The organism is Mycobacterium bourgelatii (genome assembly GCF_010723575.1).
GTDB classification, from domain to species: Bacteria; Actinomycetota; Actinomycetes; order Mycobacteriales; family Mycobacteriaceae; genus Mycobacterium; species Mycobacterium bourgelatii.
Genome location: NZ_BLKZ01000001.1, coordinates 5,583,674 through 5,599,227, shown reverse-complemented (window position 1 = coordinate 5,599,227; position 15,554 = coordinate 5,583,674). Strand labels below are relative to the sequence as shown.

Genomic DNA, 15,554 nt, shown 5'->3' with positions numbered 1-15,554 from the left:
CACCAGTCACTCCGGGGCGATGGGTGATGTACTGCCCGGCTTTGCGCGACAAATCCGTGCAGCGGGAAGGCATTTGGGATTCCCCGGCCTAGTTGTCGCTAGAAGCCAGGCACGGCGACACCCGGTCCTGTCAGAGGCCAACCTGGGCTTGTGCGACGATCTACAGCGCCTGCGACACCCGTCCCCGTTCGGAGACTGATTGCCCAGTCGCCGCCGCATAGCCGGATCGGTAGCCGAAAACCATTGCCGGACCCAATGTTCCGCCAGCACCGCCGTAGGCACGACCGGTCGCGCCGGCCATCGCATTGCCCGCCGCGAACAGGCCGGGTATCGACCGCCCGCTGACGTGGAGAACCCGGCCGTCCCGGTCGGTGCGTGGTCCACCTTTGGTGCCCATCGCACCAACCTGAACCGGCACGGCGTAGTAAGGCGCCGCGTCGATGGGGCCCAGCGTTTTGCCGGCGAGTGTGGTCGCGGTGTTGTCGCCCCAATAGCCGTCGTAAGCGCTGGAACCGCGCCCAAAGTCCGGGTCATGGCCCGCGGCGACGTCGCGGTTCCACTTCGCGATCGTTCGCTCCAAACCCGCGGCGTCGATGCCGGTCTTGGCGCCAAGCTCGGCGAGATCCGCCGACTCGCAGAACCACTCCGGGACGGGAGCGCCCGGCTCAACACCGAGAAATCCGTAGCGCTGCAGGTGGATCGAGTCGAACACGATCCATGCCCGGTCGTTGACATACCCGCCGCGGGGGTCGAGGTAGTGGAAGGCGCCGGCCATCGAGTTGTATTCGCCTGCCTCGTTGACGAACCGCCGCCCGGCCCGGTTGACGATGATGCTGCGGGGGCGGGTGCGTTCCAGTCGGACGCTGCGGCTGCGCGGTTTGCCGTCGATGGTGTCGCCCGGGATCTGCACGATCGGCACCCACCACGCTTCGCCCATGTTGGCCAGATCGGCTCCGAGTGCCATCGCCATGCGCAGCCCGTCGCCGGTGTTGTTCGGGGGTGAGACCGCCCCGTGCATCGGTCCGCGCAAGAAGGCCTGCACCAGCGCCGGGTCCCACTCGAATCCGCCGGTGCCCAGGATGACCCCGCGCCGGGCGCGCACGTTGATGCTCTGTTCGGGCCCGGCGATCCGCACGCCAACCACGGTGTCGCCCTCCACAATTAGCTGCTCGGCCCGTGAATTGACACACGGCGCCACCCCGGTATCCAGCAGGCCCTTCAACAGACCGGCGACCAGTGCCGTGCCCGCCACGCACAGGTCACCGGCCCGTGCCACGTCCGCGTGCAGCCGGGCTCGGGTTTCGGCATCGAACCCCACGTTGGACCAGTCGGCGGGAAACGCCGTGATCCGTTCTGGCCAGTCGCCCAGCACGCCGAGATCGAACGGTGCCGCACTCAGTGAACGCCCGCCGCCCGGTTGTCCGCCCGGCAGTTCCGGCTGGTAGTCGGGGAAGCCCTCCGCGACCTCGAAACGCAGGCCGCTGTGCTTCTCGACGAAGTCGAGCATCAAGGGCCCAGTTCGCACGAAGGTTTCGACCATTTCGTCGTCCATCGAGCCGAAGGATTGCGCGCGTAGGTATTTCAGCGCGTCGGCCACCGTCAATTCCCGATCGGGTGCACGGTTGTGCGCCGGAATCCACGCGATGCCACCAGACACGGCGGTGGTTCCGCCGACGGTGGGCGCCTTCTCGAACACCTGCACCGAGGCGCCGGCGGTGGCTGCCGACAGGGCCGCGGTGAGTCCCGCGCCGCCACTGCCGAGTACGACGACATCGAATTCGTGATCCCAAGCCATGCCGGGTATCCCTTCAGCTCAGCAGTGCCGACAACTTGTTGGCGGCTTTGATGACAGCGTCCTTGCCGCGCATCACCACGTCCTCGCGATGGGAGATCAGGTTGATGCAGGCGGGCGGACAGGGAGCCGGGCGCGGCACCGCAACCGCCAGTCCATAGGTGTCCGGTTCGATCTCGCCGTGCGTGATCACCCAGCCGCGGTCGCGGGCGGTGGCGACGAGATCCCGCTCGCCCGGGCGCGGTGGCATGCTCGCCAACAGCGCGATCCCGGCAGCGCCGCGGTCCAGCGGATAACGGCTGCCCTCGTGGAAGGCGAGCTGATAGGGAACCTGGGTCGGCACGATCACCGCAACCGCCACCTGCTCGTCACCCTCGGCGACCAGCAACGACACGGTGGTGCCGAGTTCGTCGGCCAACGCGCGCAGCGTCGGCGCGCTCAATTGACGCAGGTTGTTGTCGAAGGAGGCGCCAAGGACGGCCAACCCGGCCGCCGGTCGATAACGGCCGTCCTCTCCCTTGGCGACCAGCCGAAATTGGGTCAACGTCGCCAGCAAGCGATATGCGATGGTCCGGTGCACCCCGACCTGGTCGGCGACCTCTTGCATGGTCAGCCCCTGCGAGGAGGCAGCCACCAGTTGCAGCGCCGTGAGCCCCCTGGCCAGCGTCTGTGAACCCGCCGCCGCGCCCGTCACAGGCTTGACATACCCCCACGCGAGGGCAAAGCTCTATATATATCGCACATCAACGTGCGATATTAGCACACACGAGCCGGGGGTCATTGAGGACAGTGGCGGAGTTCGAGAGCGTGTGGAGCGACCTCCAAGGCGTCGCGTTCGAACAGGGCTACCTCGAGGCTGGGGGAGTTCGGACCCGATACCTGCGCGCGGGCGACCCAAGCAAACCGGTGCTGATGCTGCTGCACGGCTCCGGCGGCCACGCCGAGGCCTACGTTCGAAATCTGGCCGCGCACGCCGAGCACTTCTGGACGTGGGCCATCGACATGCTCGGCCACGGCTTCACCGACAAGCCGGGCCATCCGTTGGAAATCCGGCACTATGTCGAGCATTTGATGGCGGTACTGCGTGCCATCGGCGCTCGGCGCGCCAGCATCAGCGGCGAATCGCTCGGTGGATGGGTGGCCGCGCGCGCCGCCATCGACCACCCCGACGTGGTGGACCGACTGGTCCTGAACACGGCTGGCGGATCGCAGGCGGATCCCGTGGTGATGAAACGGATCATCGACTTGTCGATGGCCGCCGTGGAGAACCCGACCTGGGAGACCGTGCAGGCGCGGATCAAATGGCTGATGGCAGACAAGTCGAAGAACTACGACGATCTGGTGGCCAGTCGGCAGCGGATCTATCGGCAGCCGGGCTTCGTCGCTGCCATGCGCGACATCATGGCCCTGCAGGACCCCGAGATTCGTGCGCGAAATCTGTTGGGGCCGGAGGAGTACGGGTCCATCACCGCACCCACCTTGGTGCTGTGGACAAGTGATGACCCGACGGCCGACGTAACGGAGGGTCGGCGGATCGCATCCATGATCCCCGGCGCCCGATTCGAACTGATGCCGGGCTGCGGGCACTGGCCGCAGTACGAGGATGCCAAGACGTTCAACCGGCTGCACATCGACTTCCTGCTGGGACGTTGATGGCCGGCGCCGGGCACGAATGCGACGTCGTGGTGGTCGGCGCCGGCCCGGTGGGGCTGACCCTGGCCAATATCCTTGGCCAACAGGGCATCACCACGCTGGTGGTGGAGGAACGCGAAACGCTGATCGACTATCCGCGCGGCGTTGGACTGGACGACGAAGCGTTGCGTACGTTTCAATCGATCGGCTTGGTCGACCGGGTGCTGCCGCACACCGTGCCCAACCAGATTTTGCGGTTCTACGACGCCAAGCGCCGGATACTCGCCGAAATGGCGCCGCCCGACGCGCGTTTCGGCTGGCCCAAGCGCAACGGGTTCGTGCAACCCTTGGTCGACGCCGAATTGCTGCGTGGTCTAGACAGATTCGACAACGTCGAGGTCTGGTGGGACCGGCCGATGACTTCCTGCGTGCAGACCGACCAGGCGGTGACCGTCGAACTCGGTGGGCAGAGCGGGCCGGTGACGGTCCGGGCACGCTACGTCGTCGGCTGCGACGGCGGGCGCAGCACGACCCGGGGAATGATGGGTGTCTCGTTTGACGGCACCACTTCATCCACCCGCTGGTTGGTCGTCGATGTCGCGAATGACCCGCTCGGCCACCCCAACAGCGAGGTCGGCGCCGACCCGGAACGCCCCTACGCCTCGATCTCGATCGCCCACGGTATCCGCCGGTTCGAGTTCATGATTCACGCCGACGAGTCCGACGAGCTGGCCGAGGATCCGGTCTTTCTGACCAGAATGTTGGCGCGGATGGTTCCGCACCCGGACCGGGTCGAAGTGATCCGACGACGGGTCTATACCCACCACTCGCGGATAGCCGGAGCGTTCCGCAGCGGCCGGCTGCTGCTGGCCGGCGATGCCGCGCACCTGATGCCGGTCTGGCAGGGGCAGGGCTACAACAGCGGCATCCGGGATGCCGCCAACCTGGGTTGGAAACTGGCCGCCGTGGTCAGCGGCCGCGCCGAAGACCGGCTGCTGGACACCTACGACCAGGAGCGACGCAAACACGCCCGAGCGATGATCGACCTCTCCACCATGGTGGGTCGGGTCATCTCGCCAACCAACCGCCGTGTCACAGCGGCCCGCGATCTGCTGGTTCGATCGGCGTCAATAGTGCCTTCCCTCAAGCGGTATGTGCTCGAGATGCGGTTCAAGCCGATGCCGCGCTACGAGCATGGCGCCGTTGTGCACGACGAGCCCCGTCGGGCTGATTCGCCGGTGGGAACGCTGTTCATCCAGCCGCGGGTCGACACCCGCGCCCAGCAAAACGTGCTCCTCGACGATGTGCTGGGTTCCTGGTTCGCCGTGTTGTGTTGGAACAACAATCCCCGCATGATACTCGGCGACGAAGCGTTTGCGACGTGGAAAGCCTTGGGCGCTAGGTTTATTGCCGCACGCCCGCTGACGCAGCTGCATTGGACCGGGCACGACGATCCCGACGTCGAGATCATCGGTGATCGGTCCGGAGGCTTGAAGGGCTGGTTCGACGCCCACCGAGAGTCGGTCGTGTTTTTGCGGCCCGACCGCTGCATCGCCGGCGCCTGCATCGCTCAGCTTGCTCCCGAACTGAGCAGGTCACTGAGCGAGGCGCTGTCACTCACGCTGAAAGGGGGTGACGTTCAAAGTGCCACTGGCTCTGTGCTGTATGTCCCACAGCCCGCTGCTGAATCTTCCGGGGCCGCCGCAGGACCTGCTTGACGACGTGGAAGCCGCGATCGCCCAGGCGCGCGGATTCGTCACCGACTACGACCCGGAGTTGGTCGTCATCTTTGCGCCCGACCACTACAACGGATTCTTCTACCGGGTGATGCCGTCGTTCTGTATTGGCATGCAGGCCAACGGTATCGGCGACTATGGTACTCAAGCTGGCCCCCTCGACGTACCCGGCGACATCGCGGCCGAGTGCGCCAAGGCCGTGCTGGCCGCCAACGTCGATGTGGCCGTGTCGGCGAACATGGACGTCGATCACGGCACCGTGCAGCCCCTGGAGAAACTGTTCGGCGCGGCCACCGCGAAGCCGGTGATACCGATCTTCATCAACGCGATCGCCGTGCCGCTGGGGCCGTTGCATCGCTGCCGTGCCCTGGGAACTGCGGTCGGCGCCTTCCTGGCGACGTTGGACAAGCGGGTGCTGGTGATCGGATCGGGTGGCCTGTCGCACAGCCCCCCGCTGCCCACGTTGGACACCGCGACTGCGGCCGTGCGGCAACGAATCGTGGACGGCCAACCGATGACAGCGGAGCAACGGCAGGCCCGCCAGACGGCGGTCATCGATGCGGCCAGAAGCTTCGCCAGCGGCGACAGCGACCTGCAGCCCCTGAACCCGGCCTGGGACCACCGCTTCTTGGAAGTCGTCGACAATGGCCACCTCGAGGATCTCGACGGCTGGTCGAACTCGTTCGTGACGCATGAGGGCGGCAGTTCCGCGCAGGAGATCCGCACCTGGGTCGCTGCTTTCGCTGCGTTGGCGTCGGTGGGTCCGTACCAGACCTCGGTGCGTTACTACAAACAGGCTGCCGACCTGCTCGCCGGGTTCGCGGTGCGAACGGCGGCGCCGGTCGCATGACGTCAGGGGCAACGGAAGCATCGGGTCGCTTCGACCACGTCGTCGACGTGTTGGTCGTCGGATCGGGTGGCGGCGGGATGACGGCCGCACTGACCGCATCCGCATCCGGGCTCGATGCGTTGGTGATCGAGAAGTCCGGCAAGTACGGCGGTTCCACCGCGTTGTCGGGTGGGGGCATCTGGGTGCCGGGTGCGCCCGCGCAACGCCGGGAAGGTTATGCCCCGAACGCGGAAGGCGTCGTCGAGTACCTGCGACAGATCACCGAAGGCCTGGTCACCGAGGCGCGCCTGCGGCAGTACGTGGAATCGGCGCCGCGAATGCTGGAGTTCTTGGAACGCCTTTCGCCCTGGCTCGAGTTCGTCTGGAAGCCCGGATATGCCGACTACTATCCGGAGCTGCCGGGTGGCTCCGAGCTGGGCAGCACCATCAACGTGCCGCCCATCGATCTGCGCGTGCTGGGTGACGACGAGTCAACACTGCTGCAGCCGCTGGCGTTGGCGCCCAAGGGAATTTGGCTGGGGCCGAAGGAATTGCGCTCGTTTTACCGGATCAGGCAGTCCTGGGCCGGAAAGGCCGTGCTGCTGAAGCTGATTGCACGCATGGTCCGGGCGCGTGTCTTGGACGAGCGGATGGCGGCGATCGGCCAATCGCTGGTGGCCAGGCTACGGCTGGCGATGCGGGAACGCGGTATTCCGCTGTGGCTGGACACGCCGCTGGTCGAGTTGCTCACCGACGCCGACGGATCGGTGACCGGTGCACTGGTGGAGAGAAACGGCACCCGGCAGCGGATCGGGGCGCGTGGCGGCGTGATCTTGGCGACCGGGGGATTCGACCACGACCTGGCCTGGCGCAAGGAACATCTGCCAGAGATCGACCAGGACTGGAGCTTCGGCAATCCGGCCGCCATGGGCGACGGCATCCGGGCAGGCCAGGCGGTCGGCGCGGCCGCCGACCTGCTCGACGAGGCGTGGTGGTTCCCGGCCATCCAGTGGCCGGACGGCCGAATGCAGTTCATGCTGAACGAGCGAATGATGCCGGCGCAGTTCATCGTCAACGGGGAGGGCAAGCGCTTCATCAACGAGGCGGCACCCTACATGGACTTCGGCCACGCCATGATCGAAGGCCAGAGGTCCGGGGTGACGCACATCCCCTGCTGGCTCATCACCGATCACCGCTCCTTCAATCGCTATGTCGTGGGCGGTCATCTGCCCATACCGAAGATTCCCGGCGCGCCGGTGCCCACCGGACGCAAGATCCCTAAAGCTTGGCTGGACTCGGGCGTGGTCAAGGCCGCGATGAACTGGGACGAATTAGCGACCAAGATCGACGTTCCAGCGGAACAACTTCGGGCCACCGCCGCCCGCTTCAACGAACTGGCGCGCAAGGGCCACGACGACGATTTCAACCGCGGCGACAGCGTCTACGACAACTACTACGGCGATCCGACCCTGCCCAACCCCAACCTGCATCCACTGGGCGACCCGCCCTACTACGCGTTTCGCGTTGTGCTCGGCGACCTGGGCACCTCCGGCGGGCTCCGTGTCGACGAATATGCACGGGTGCTACGGACGGACGACACGGTGGTGCGCGGACTGTACGCGGTGGGAAACACCTCCGCGCCGGTGATGGGACGCAGCTACGCCGGGGCCGGCGCCACCATCGGCCCGGCGATGACCTTCGGCTTCGTCGCGGCGAAACACGTTGCCGACCTACTCGTCACGAAATCCGAGTCGGACGCGGAAGCCGCCCAGACCCTTAATTCTCATAGGAGGTAGCAAATGAAGATCTCATTGTTCTACGAGTTCGCCCTGCCCCGCCCGTGGGCGCCCGACGACGAACGGGAGCTGTTGCAGGACTGCCTCGACGAGGTGGAGGCCGCCGACAAGGCCGGCTTTTCCACGGTATGGCTCACCGAGCACCACTTCCTCGAGGAGTACTGTCATTCCACCGCGCCCGAGATGTTCCTCGCCGCGGCGAGCCAGCGCACCAAGAACATTCGGCTCGGCTTCGGCATCATGCACCTGCCGCCGGCGGTGAACCATCCCGCCCGAGTGGCCGAGCGCGTCGCCACCCTGGACCTGATCTCCAACGGGCGCGTCGAATTCGGCACCGGCGAGTCCTCTTCCATCGGTGAGCTCGGCGGATTCAACATCGACCCCGCCGACAAACGTGCGCAGTGGGAGGAGGCGCTCGAGGTCGCGATCCGCTGCATGGTCGAGGAGCCCTTCACCGGCTTCAAGGGCGAACACATCCAGATGCCGGCCCGCAATGTGATCCCCAAGCCGCTGCAGAAGCCGCATCCGCCCGTGTGGGTCGCCTGCACGCGCCCGTCCAGCGTTCAGATGGCGGCCCAAAAGGCGATTGGCGCACTGAGTTTCGCCTACACCGGGCCAGGGCCGCTGGCCGAACGGGTCAACGGCTACTACAAGGAGTTCGAGGAAAACGGGGTCCCGGTCACACCGGCGATCAACCCCAACATCCTGGCCATCGGCGGTGACCTGTCGATGATGGTGGCCAAGACCGACGAGCAGGCATTGCAACGCCTCGGCCAGGGCGGCGGCTTCTTCTCCTTCGGCATCATGCACTACTACATGACCGGCGTGCACACCCCGGGACGGACCGGCGTCTGGGAACGCTATCTGGAAGAGGTGGAGAAGGACCCCACGCTGGCGTACGGACCCGGCCGCGGCGCGATCGGATCACCGGCCACGGTTCGTGAGTTCCTGCGTGGGTACGAGGAGAGCGGTGTCGACGAGATCATCCTGCTGCTGAACCCGCGCAGCCACGAGGGCACCATGGAGTCGATCGAGCTGATGGGCAAGGAGGTCCTGCCCGAATTCATCGAGCGTGACGCAAAGGCGGTGGCCGACAAGGCCGCCCGACTGGCGCCGGTGATCGAGAAGGTGGAAGCTCGTCGGCCGGAACCGACGGCACCGCAGTTCGACGAAAGCTACTCCTTCGGCGGCCTGCCGACCGGCCGCGGCGGAAAGTTCACGGCCAGCGAGATTCCGGAGGCCATGGCCGAAATCAACGAGGGGCGCGTCCAGGCCGCGCAGCGCTTGAAGGAGCAGCAGCAGGGCAAGTGAGTCCGGAAGCTGACTAGGCCTGCCCACCGAGAATGGCAATCGACGAGTTGTGGCGCTACGACGGCCGACGTGCCGTGGTGACCGGATGTGCGTCGGGCATCGGCGCACACGTGGTACAGCAGCTCACCGAACTCGGGGCGCACGTCGTCGGGCTGGACAAGCGTCGGCCGGCGGTGCCGGTCAACGATTTTCACGAGGTTGACCTCGCCGACGCGGCGTCGATCGATCAGGCCGTCGCGTCCCTCGCCGGCGACATCGACGCGCTGTTCAATGTCGCCGGCGTGTCGTCGGGTATCGGCGACCCGGAGTTGGTCGTCACGATCAACTTCCTGGGGCTGCGCCACCTCACCGAGGCGCTGATTCCGCGGATGACGGCGGGTTCGTCGATCGTGAGCGTGGCTTCCCTGGCGGCCGCGGCGTATCGGGAACACCAGCGGGACGTCGTGCCATTGTTGAACACCGCGACCATGCAGGAGGGAATTGACTGGTGTCGACGCCATCCGGATGTCGTGGGCACCGGCTACCAGCTGTCCAAGGAAGCGGTCATTCTGTACGGCATGCGCAACGTCACCGCGCTGGGCGCGCGAGGCATCCGGATCAATTGCACCGGCCCGGGGGTGACCGAGACGCCGATCCTCGACCAGCTGCGCACCGCCTACGGGCAGCAATTTCTCGACGACATACCGAAGCCGCTGGGGCGGGTGTCCGACCCGGCAGAACAGGCCGCGGTCCTGCTGTTCTTGAATAGCCGCGCAGCCAGCTATATTTCGGGCCAGGTCATCTGGGTCGACGGCGGCAACGTGGCAGCGGCTATCGCCCGTGAACTCGAGGGAGGGCCGGCGTAATGGCTACCATGGCCGATTTTCGGAAAGCCGCACGCGATGTCTCGAACTGGGGGCGCTGGGGAGAGGCCGACGAACTCGGCACGCTGAACTTCATCACCGCCGAGAAGGTCCAGCAGGCCGCGGGTCTGGTCCGGCACGGCAAGGTGTTCCCACTCGGAGTCGACTTCGGCTCATCGGGACCGCAGGGCGCTTTCGGGTTCCGACACAACCCAATTCACGTGATGACCGTGGACGGCGGCGACGCGACCACGCTGGCCCAATACGGGCCCGGATGGACGCAGAACGCGACGGCGAGCCAGCTGGCCGGGTACTTCGCCGACAGCTTCTTCCGCTTCAACGACGACATGGTCGTCATGCCGTTGCAGGCGGCCACGCAATGGGACGCGCTGTCGCACGTCTACTACGAAGACCAGCTGTACAACGGATTCCCGGCCGGTTCTGTGACGAGCATGGGCGCATTCCACTGCGGCATCGACAAGGTCGACGTCAAGGGCATCACCTCGCGGGGGGTGCTGCTCGACCTGGTGCGCCACCGCGGCGCCGAGGTCTTCCTGGAACACGGCAACCCGATCACTCCCGAGGAGCTCGACGACGTCGTCCGCGCGCAAGGTGTGACCATCGGCAGCGGGGACATCGTGTTGATCCGAACCGGCTGGTGGACAAGATTTCTCATGACCGGAAACAAGACGGAACCATATTCGGGTCTGGACTGGCGCTGCGCCCAGTGGTTGCACGATCACGAAATCGCTGCGGTCGCATCGGACAATCTCCAGGTTGAAGACCCGGTGTCGGGGATCGAGGGCCTGTTCCTGCCCTTGCACCTACTGTGCCTGCGCGACATGGGCATGATGTTCGGAGAGTATTGGGACCTGACCCCGCTGGCCGACGACTGCGCGGCCGACGGCGTCTATGAGTTTCAGCTCATCGCGCCACCGCTGCGGTTCGTCGGCGCGGTCGGCTCCCCGGTCAACCCGATCGCCATCAAGTGATGGAGATCCACCGCAGGACCACCGTCGTCGACGGCTTGGTCACCAGCTACCTCGAAGCGGGCGACGGCGACCCTGTGGTACTGCTGCACGGCGGCGAGTTCGGTGCCAGCGCCGAGTTGGGTTGGGAACACAACATCGCCGCGCTCGCGACGCAGTACCGGGTGCTGGCGCCGGACCAGCTGGGATTCGGGCAATCGGCGAAGGTGATCGACTTCGTCAACAGCCGAGCCATGCGCATTCGGCACGTCGCGCGCTTCTGCGAGCAGCTCGGCGTCGCTTCGGCGCACTTCGTCGGAAACTCCATGGGCGCCATCAATCTGCTCACCGACAGCACCGCAGAGGACCCGGTGTTGCCGGTCCGCAGCCTGGTCGCCATCTGCGGTGGGGGAGAGATCCAACAGGGCAAGCACTTTGCTGCGCTGCAGGACTACGACGCCAGCCTGCCCGCGATGCGCCGCATCGTCGAGGCCCTGTTCTACGACCCTCGCTATCCGGCCGACGATGACTACGTGCGCCGGCGCTATGAATCCAGCGTCGCGCCCGGAGCATGGGAAGCGATCGCGGCGGCACGATTTCGTCGCCCCAACGCGGCGCCGCCGGCCGTCCCGTCGAGCGCAAGGCGGTATGAGCGGATCAAAGTTCCGGTGCTGATCATCGAGGGCGGCAACGACAAGCTGCTGCCCGCGGGATGGGCGGCGGACATCGCCAAACAGATCATGGGCGCGCGTTCGGCGGTCGTCGACGGTGCCGGCCATTGTCCGCAGATCGAGCAGCCCGCGGCCGTCAACGAGTTGTTGTTACGTTTCTTCGCCGAGCAGACGTGAAAGCTTTCACATCGGGGCAGCGCTAGAGGGGACATTCGCGTCTGCTCGCGAGGATAGGCTGCATGACGATGGTGCACTGGGACGAAGAGCATGACGTAGTGGTGGCCGGGTCGGGGGCAGGCGGGGTCACCGGTGCCTACACTGCCGCTCGCGAGGGCCTCGACGTGCTGTTGGTGGAAGCTACCGACAAATTCGGCGGCACCACCGCCTACTCCGGCGGCGGCGGGGTGTGGTTCCCCTGCAACCCGGTGCTGGTGCGGGCCGGCGTCGACGACACGATCGAGGACGCGCTGGAGTACTACCACGCGGTGGTCGGCGACCGCACGCCGTACGAATTGCAGGAGACCTATGTACGCGGCGGCCCCCGGCTGATCGAGTACCTCGAGGTCGACGAGTCTTTCAAGTTCGACATACTTCCGTGGCCGGATTATTTCGGCAAGGCGCCGAAGGCCCGGAAGGATGGCCGACGGCACATGGCGGCGCGGCCGCTGCGGGTCTCGAAAGCGCCGGAATTTCGTGAGCTGGTTCGCGGTCCTCTGGACAATGATTGGCACAATGCCCCGGTCCCCGAGGACTACTTCATCGGTGGCCGCGCGTTGATTGCCCGGTTCCTCATGGCGATTCAGCGCTACCCGAATGCGACGCTGCAATTGAACACCGCGCTGGTCGAATTGGTGGTGTCTGAGGACAAGACATCGGTGATTGGTGCTGTCGTCGAGACCGAGGGGCGGCGCAAGGCGATACGCGCGCGTCGGGGAGTGTTGCTGGCGGCCGGTGGATTCGAGGGTGACGACGAGCTTCGCAGTCAGTGGGGCGTGCCGGGTCAGGCGCGAGACACGATGGGCCCGTGGGGAAACCGCGGGTTGGCACATCGAGCGGCGATCGCGATCGGTGCGGACACCGACCTGATGGATCAGGCGTGGTGGTCCCCGGGACTGACGCATCCCGACGGGAGATCCGCGTTCGCACTGTGGTTCACCGGTGGCATCTTCGTCGATCAAGACGGCAAGAGGTTCGTCAACGAGTCCGCGCCGTACGACCGGCTGGGCCGCGTCATCATCGGCCGTCTAAACGACGGGTCGATGACGCTGCCGTACTGGATGATCTATGACGACAAGGAAGGCCAGGTGCCGCCCGTCAAGGCCACTAACGTGTCGATGGTTGAGCCGGACAAGTATGTGTCCGCGGGGCTTTGGCGCACTGCCGATACGCTCGCGGAGTTGGCCGCCAAGATCGGCGTTCCCGCAGGCAATCTGACCGCGACCGTTGCGCGGTTCAACGGATTCGTCGCAACTGGGGTCGACGAGGACTTCGGCCGCGGCGACGAGGCATACGACCGCGCGTTCTCCGCCGGCAAGTCGCCGCTCGTCGCGATCGACAAAGGTCCCTTCCACGCGGCCGCTTTCGGCGTATCGGACCTGGGCACCAAGGGCGGGTTACGCACGGATACCGCGGGAGGCGTCTTGAACACCGACGGCAACCGTATCCCCGGCTTGTACGCGGCGGGCAACACCATGGCGGCGCCGAGTGGAACCGCCTACCCGGCGGGCGGCAACCCGATCGGCACCAGCATGCTGTTCAGCCACCTGGCGGTGAAAGACATGCTCAAAACGACCTAGAACGTGTAATCCAGACGGGTCATCATGCCGGCGTCTTGATGATAAGTGTTGTGGCAGTGCATCACCCAGGTTCCGGGATTGTCGGCGATTAGTACCGCCCGGAGTTTCTGCTTCGGCAGGACGATCACGGTGTCTTTTCGGGCGCCGGGCGTGCCGTCGTCGTTGAGTATCTGGAAAGTGTGGCCGTGCAGATGAATTGGGTGGTACATCATCGTGGTGTTGTCGAACGTCAGGGTGGGCCGTTGCCCCTCTCTGACGTGCAGTGGTTTGGTCCTGCTGTAGGGCTCGCCGTTGATCGTCCAGTCATACTTGGCCATGGTGCCACCGAGCACGACGGGCAGGTCAAGGCTGTCCTCTGGAATTCCGAGATTGACTCCCGCAGCGGCGGTGAACATTTCGACGGTGCCGACACGTTTGTCGAGTTCTGCCGGCTTGAACCCGGGGTCGGGTGCGCTGCCGGCTCCGGTCTTGAGCAACGCGCGCGCCAGGGCATTCTTGCCTTCCGCGACCGCGACCAAAGGGAAGACGCCCGATGCGGCGGTAACAATGACGTCATAGCGTTCGGCCATGCCGATCAACAGCGCGTCGACTTCGGTGGGAACTACCGGGAAGCCGTCAGTGTGGGTGACGGTCATCGAATGCCCGGCCAACGCGACACGAAATGCGGTATCGGAGCCCACATTGATGATTCGAAGCCGGATTCGCTGGCCTGGCGTTGTTTCGAAAGAAGTTGCGGCAGCGGGGATCCGTCCGTTGATCAGGTAGTACGGATAGGCGATGTCTCCGGCGTCGCCACCGAGCAGCTTGCTCGTGCCGACGTCACCGCCCGGCATGCCAGGCATGTCTGGCATGTCCGGCATCCCCGTTGGAGTGGTCGAGGGAGCCCCATTGGTCGGGCTGGTCGTTTCGTCAGTCGTCGTGGTCGGGCTGGTCGGGCTGGTCGTTGTAGTCGGTGGAGTCGTCCTGGTGGTCGTGTTCTTGTTCGGATCGGTGAGTTCGTCGAAGAGCTGTTGTGGGCTCTTGCCCACGCCGTCCGTCCAATCATCGAGGATGACAATCCATTCCGTGTCATAGTCCGCCGGCTCATTCGGATCGTCGACGATCACCGGCAGGTACAGGCCCTTGTCGCCATCCATGCCGGTATGCGGATGGGCCCAGTAGGTGCCTGGGTTCGGAACGGAGAACCGATAGGTGAAGCTCTGGCCGGCGGGAATGTTGGGTGTGGCGGGTTCGGCGCCATCCATGTCGTTGCGTAGCGCGATGCCGTGCCAGTGCACCGAAGTGGGATGGTCGAGACGGTTGGTCACTGCGACGACGAGTTCGTCGCCGACGGTCGCGCGGATCAGGGGGCCTGGGACCGCGTTGCCGAAAGCCAGCGTATGGGCGATTACCCCGCCCAAATCGATCTCCGCCGGCTGGGGCGTCAGGTCGGCGGTCACTGTCCGCCCGCTGTGCGGGCGGGCCCGCTCGGTGGCGGCGATGGCGTTGGCCAGTTGCTCGGCCGGCGTCGGAGGCGCGGACTTGCCACACGCGGCCAGGGCGAGGCCGCCGGCGAGGCTGGCTCCGATGAAGCCGCGTCTGCTCAGCTGTGCTGCGCCGAACGCGTAACCCCCTGCTGGCACTACCGGCATTCTGCGCTCCTAGTCGTGGGTTGCCTCGCCGCTGCGCATTTACCCTGCTAGGGCGCTCGTCATTGCGCAACCTCGGACGGCTTTACAAGATACCCCCATGGGGTATATATTTCCCCGCATGAAGCTCCGCCGCCCGGCCCGGCCACGATCTGCGAAGGTTGCGGTCGTATCGGTCGTCCTGGCGTTGGCGCTCTCCGTGGTAGCCGCTCAGTGCTGGTTCCCGCAGGTCCACCCGCACGCTGCCCAGCCGAACCATCCGGCGACGACGGTTTTGGGCGGCGATTACGCGAAACACGGCGACCACGCTCACCTGAGCGACAACTCGAAGCCACCGTGCCCGGACCAGGCGGCGATCGCCGTGCTGCCGCGGGTAGCTCAGCCGGCACTCGATTCGTCCGTGGCGGCGGCTGCGGAAACCGTCCCGGTACCGGTCTACCAGCTCGTTTCCTCCGGACGCGGTCCGCCAGAGTGGCAGTGGTCGGCTATTAGCGGACGCGACCTATTGACTCGATACTGCCTATCTCGTCGCTGAGCGGCCAGCTCCAGGTTG

General features: G+C 65.8%; 13 protein-coding genes. 10 read left to right on the top strand and 3 right to left on the bottom strand.

Annotated features, from left to right (window positions below; translation table 11 throughout):
- Positions 1-160: 160 nt before the first annotated feature.
- Together G6N68_RS23960 and G6N68_RS23955 are read right to left on the bottom strand one after the other, a co-directional pair.
- Complete coding sequence (locus G6N68_RS23960; protein ID WP_163717633.1) at positions 161-1,795, bottom strand: FAD-dependent oxidoreductase; 1,635 nt, start codon at positions 1,793-1,795, stop codon at positions 161-163.
- Between the two features lie 13 nt (positions 1,796-1,808).
- Positions 1,809-2,486 carry an IclR family transcriptional regulator gene (locus G6N68_RS23955; RefSeq protein WP_163717631.1) on the bottom strand — a complete coding sequence of 226 codons (678 nt, stop codon included), beginning with the start codon at positions 2,484-2,486 and terminating at the stop codon, positions 1,809-1,811.
- A 95-nt stretch (positions 2,487-2,581) separates the two neighbouring features.
- Here G6N68_RS23955 and G6N68_RS23950 point away from each other — a divergent pair, with 95 nt between their 5' ends.
- From G6N68_RS23950 to G6N68_RS23910, 9 genes are all read left to right on the top strand, one after another.
- A complete protein-coding gene (locus tag G6N68_RS23950) occupies positions 2,582-3,445 on the top strand; it encodes an alpha/beta fold hydrolase (protein WP_163717629.1) in 864 nt (287 codons plus the stop codon).
- The gene (locus G6N68_RS23945) at positions 3,445-5,142 is read left to right on the top strand and encodes a bifunctional 3-(3-hydroxy-phenyl)propionate/3-hydroxycinnamic acid hydroxylase (RefSeq protein WP_163717626.1); all 1,698 of its coding nucleotides are present in this window, start codon (positions 3,445-3,447) and stop codon (positions 5,140-5,142) included. The genes G6N68_RS23950 and G6N68_RS23945 overlap by 1 nt, the downstream gene beginning before the upstream one ends.
- On the top strand, positions 5,090-6,010 hold the full coding sequence (locus G6N68_RS23940) for a 3-carboxyethylcatechol 2,3-dioxygenase (RefSeq protein ID WP_240355593.1): 921 nt from the start codon (positions 5,090-5,092) through the stop codon (positions 6,008-6,010). Before G6N68_RS23945 ends, G6N68_RS23940 begins: the two co-directional genes overlap by 53 nt.
- Entirely contained in the window at positions 6,007-7,785 is a 1,779-nt protein-coding gene (locus tag G6N68_RS23935; RefSeq protein ID WP_163717623.1) for an FAD-binding protein, read from the top strand. The genes G6N68_RS23940 and G6N68_RS23935 overlap by 4 nt, the downstream gene beginning before the upstream one ends.
- Before the next feature lie 3 nt (positions 7,786-7,788).
- A complete protein-coding gene (locus G6N68_RS23930; protein ID WP_163717621.1) occupies positions 7,789-9,096 on the top strand; it encodes an LLM class flavin-dependent oxidoreductase in 1,308 nt (435 codons plus the stop codon).
- 32 nt (positions 9,097-9,128) lie between these two features.
- Positions 9,129-9,941: a coniferyl-alcohol dehydrogenase gene (locus tag G6N68_RS23925; RefSeq protein ID WP_163717619.1), complete on the top strand. Its 813-nt coding sequence runs from the start codon at positions 9,129-9,131 to the stop codon at positions 9,939-9,941.
- Positions 9,941-10,930 carry a cyclase family protein gene (locus tag G6N68_RS23920; RefSeq protein WP_163717617.1) on the top strand — a complete coding sequence of 330 codons (990 nt, stop codon included), beginning with the start codon at positions 9,941-9,943 and terminating at the stop codon, positions 10,928-10,930. The genes G6N68_RS23925 and G6N68_RS23920 overlap by 1 nt, the downstream gene beginning before the upstream one ends.
- Positions 10,930-11,754: an alpha/beta fold hydrolase gene (locus G6N68_RS23915; RefSeq protein ID WP_163717614.1), complete on the top strand. Its 825-nt coding sequence runs from the start codon at positions 10,930-10,932 to the stop codon at positions 11,752-11,754. Before G6N68_RS23920 ends, G6N68_RS23915 begins: the two co-directional genes overlap by 1 nt.
- A gap of 68 nt (positions 11,755-11,822) precedes the next feature.
- Entirely contained in the window at positions 11,823-13,373 is a 1,551-nt protein-coding gene (locus G6N68_RS23910) for an FAD-binding protein (protein ID WP_163718907.1), read from the top strand.
- On the opposite strand, the gene G6N68_RS23905 is transcribed toward G6N68_RS23910, so the two are convergent.
- On the bottom strand, positions 13,370-15,004 hold the full coding sequence (locus G6N68_RS23905) for a multicopper oxidase family protein (protein WP_163717613.1): 1,635 nt from the start codon (positions 15,002-15,004) through the stop codon (positions 13,370-13,372). The genes G6N68_RS23910 and G6N68_RS23905 overlap by 4 nt on opposite strands.
- Before the next feature lie 118 nt (positions 15,005-15,122).
- Here G6N68_RS23905 and lpqS point away from each other — a divergent pair, with 118 nt between their 5' ends.
- Positions 15,123-15,536, top strand: coding sequence for a putative copper homeostasis (lipo)protein LpqS (lpqS, locus tag G6N68_RS23900; RefSeq protein WP_163717611.1), 414 nt, complete (start codon positions 15,123-15,125; stop codon positions 15,534-15,536).
- Positions 15,537-15,554 lie beyond the last annotated feature (18 nt).

What these genes read in the sequence shown, in the direction of transcription:
- lpqS (WP_163717611.1), top strand. Translation starts at nt 15,123, where the DNA reads ATGAAGCTCCGCCGCCCGGCCCGGCCACGATCTGCGAAGGTTGCGGTC.
- G6N68_RS23935 (WP_163717623.1), top strand. Translation starts at nt 6,007, where the DNA reads ATGACGTCAGGGGCAACGGAAGCATCGGGTCGCTTCGACCACGTCGTC.
- G6N68_RS23930 (WP_163717621.1), top strand. Translation starts at nt 7,789, where the DNA reads ATGAAGATCTCATTGTTCTACGAGTTCGCCCTGCCCCGCCCGTGGGCG.
- G6N68_RS23915 (WP_163717614.1), top strand. Translation starts at nt 10,930, where the DNA reads ATGGAGATCCACCGCAGGACCACCGTCGTCGACGGCTTGGTCACCAGC.
- G6N68_RS23905 (WP_163717613.1), bottom strand. Translation starts at nt 15,004, where the DNA reads ATGCCGGTAGTGCCAGCAGGGGGTTACGCGTTCGGCGCAGCACAGCTG.
- G6N68_RS23910 (WP_163718907.1), top strand. Translation starts at nt 11,823, where the DNA reads ATGGTGCACTGGGACGAAGAGCATGACGTAGTGGTGGCCGGGTCGGGG.
- G6N68_RS23925 (WP_163717619.1), top strand. Translation starts at nt 9,129, where the DNA reads ATGGCAATCGACGAGTTGTGGCGCTACGACGGCCGACGTGCCGTGGTG.
- G6N68_RS23945 (WP_163717626.1), top strand. Translation starts at nt 3,445, where the DNA reads ATGGCCGGCGCCGGGCACGAATGCGACGTCGTGGTGGTCGGCGCCGGC.
- G6N68_RS23920 (WP_163717617.1), top strand. Translation starts at nt 9,941, where the DNA reads ATGGCTACCATGGCCGATTTTCGGAAAGCCGCACGCGATGTCTCGAAC.
- G6N68_RS23940 (WP_240355593.1), top strand. Translation starts at nt 5,090, where the DNA reads ATGTCCCACAGCCCGCTGCTGAATCTTCCGGGGCCGCCGCAGGACCTG.
- G6N68_RS23960 (WP_163717633.1), bottom strand. Translation starts at nt 1,795, where the DNA reads ATGGCTTGGGATCACGAATTCGATGTCGTCGTACTCGGCAGTGGCGGC.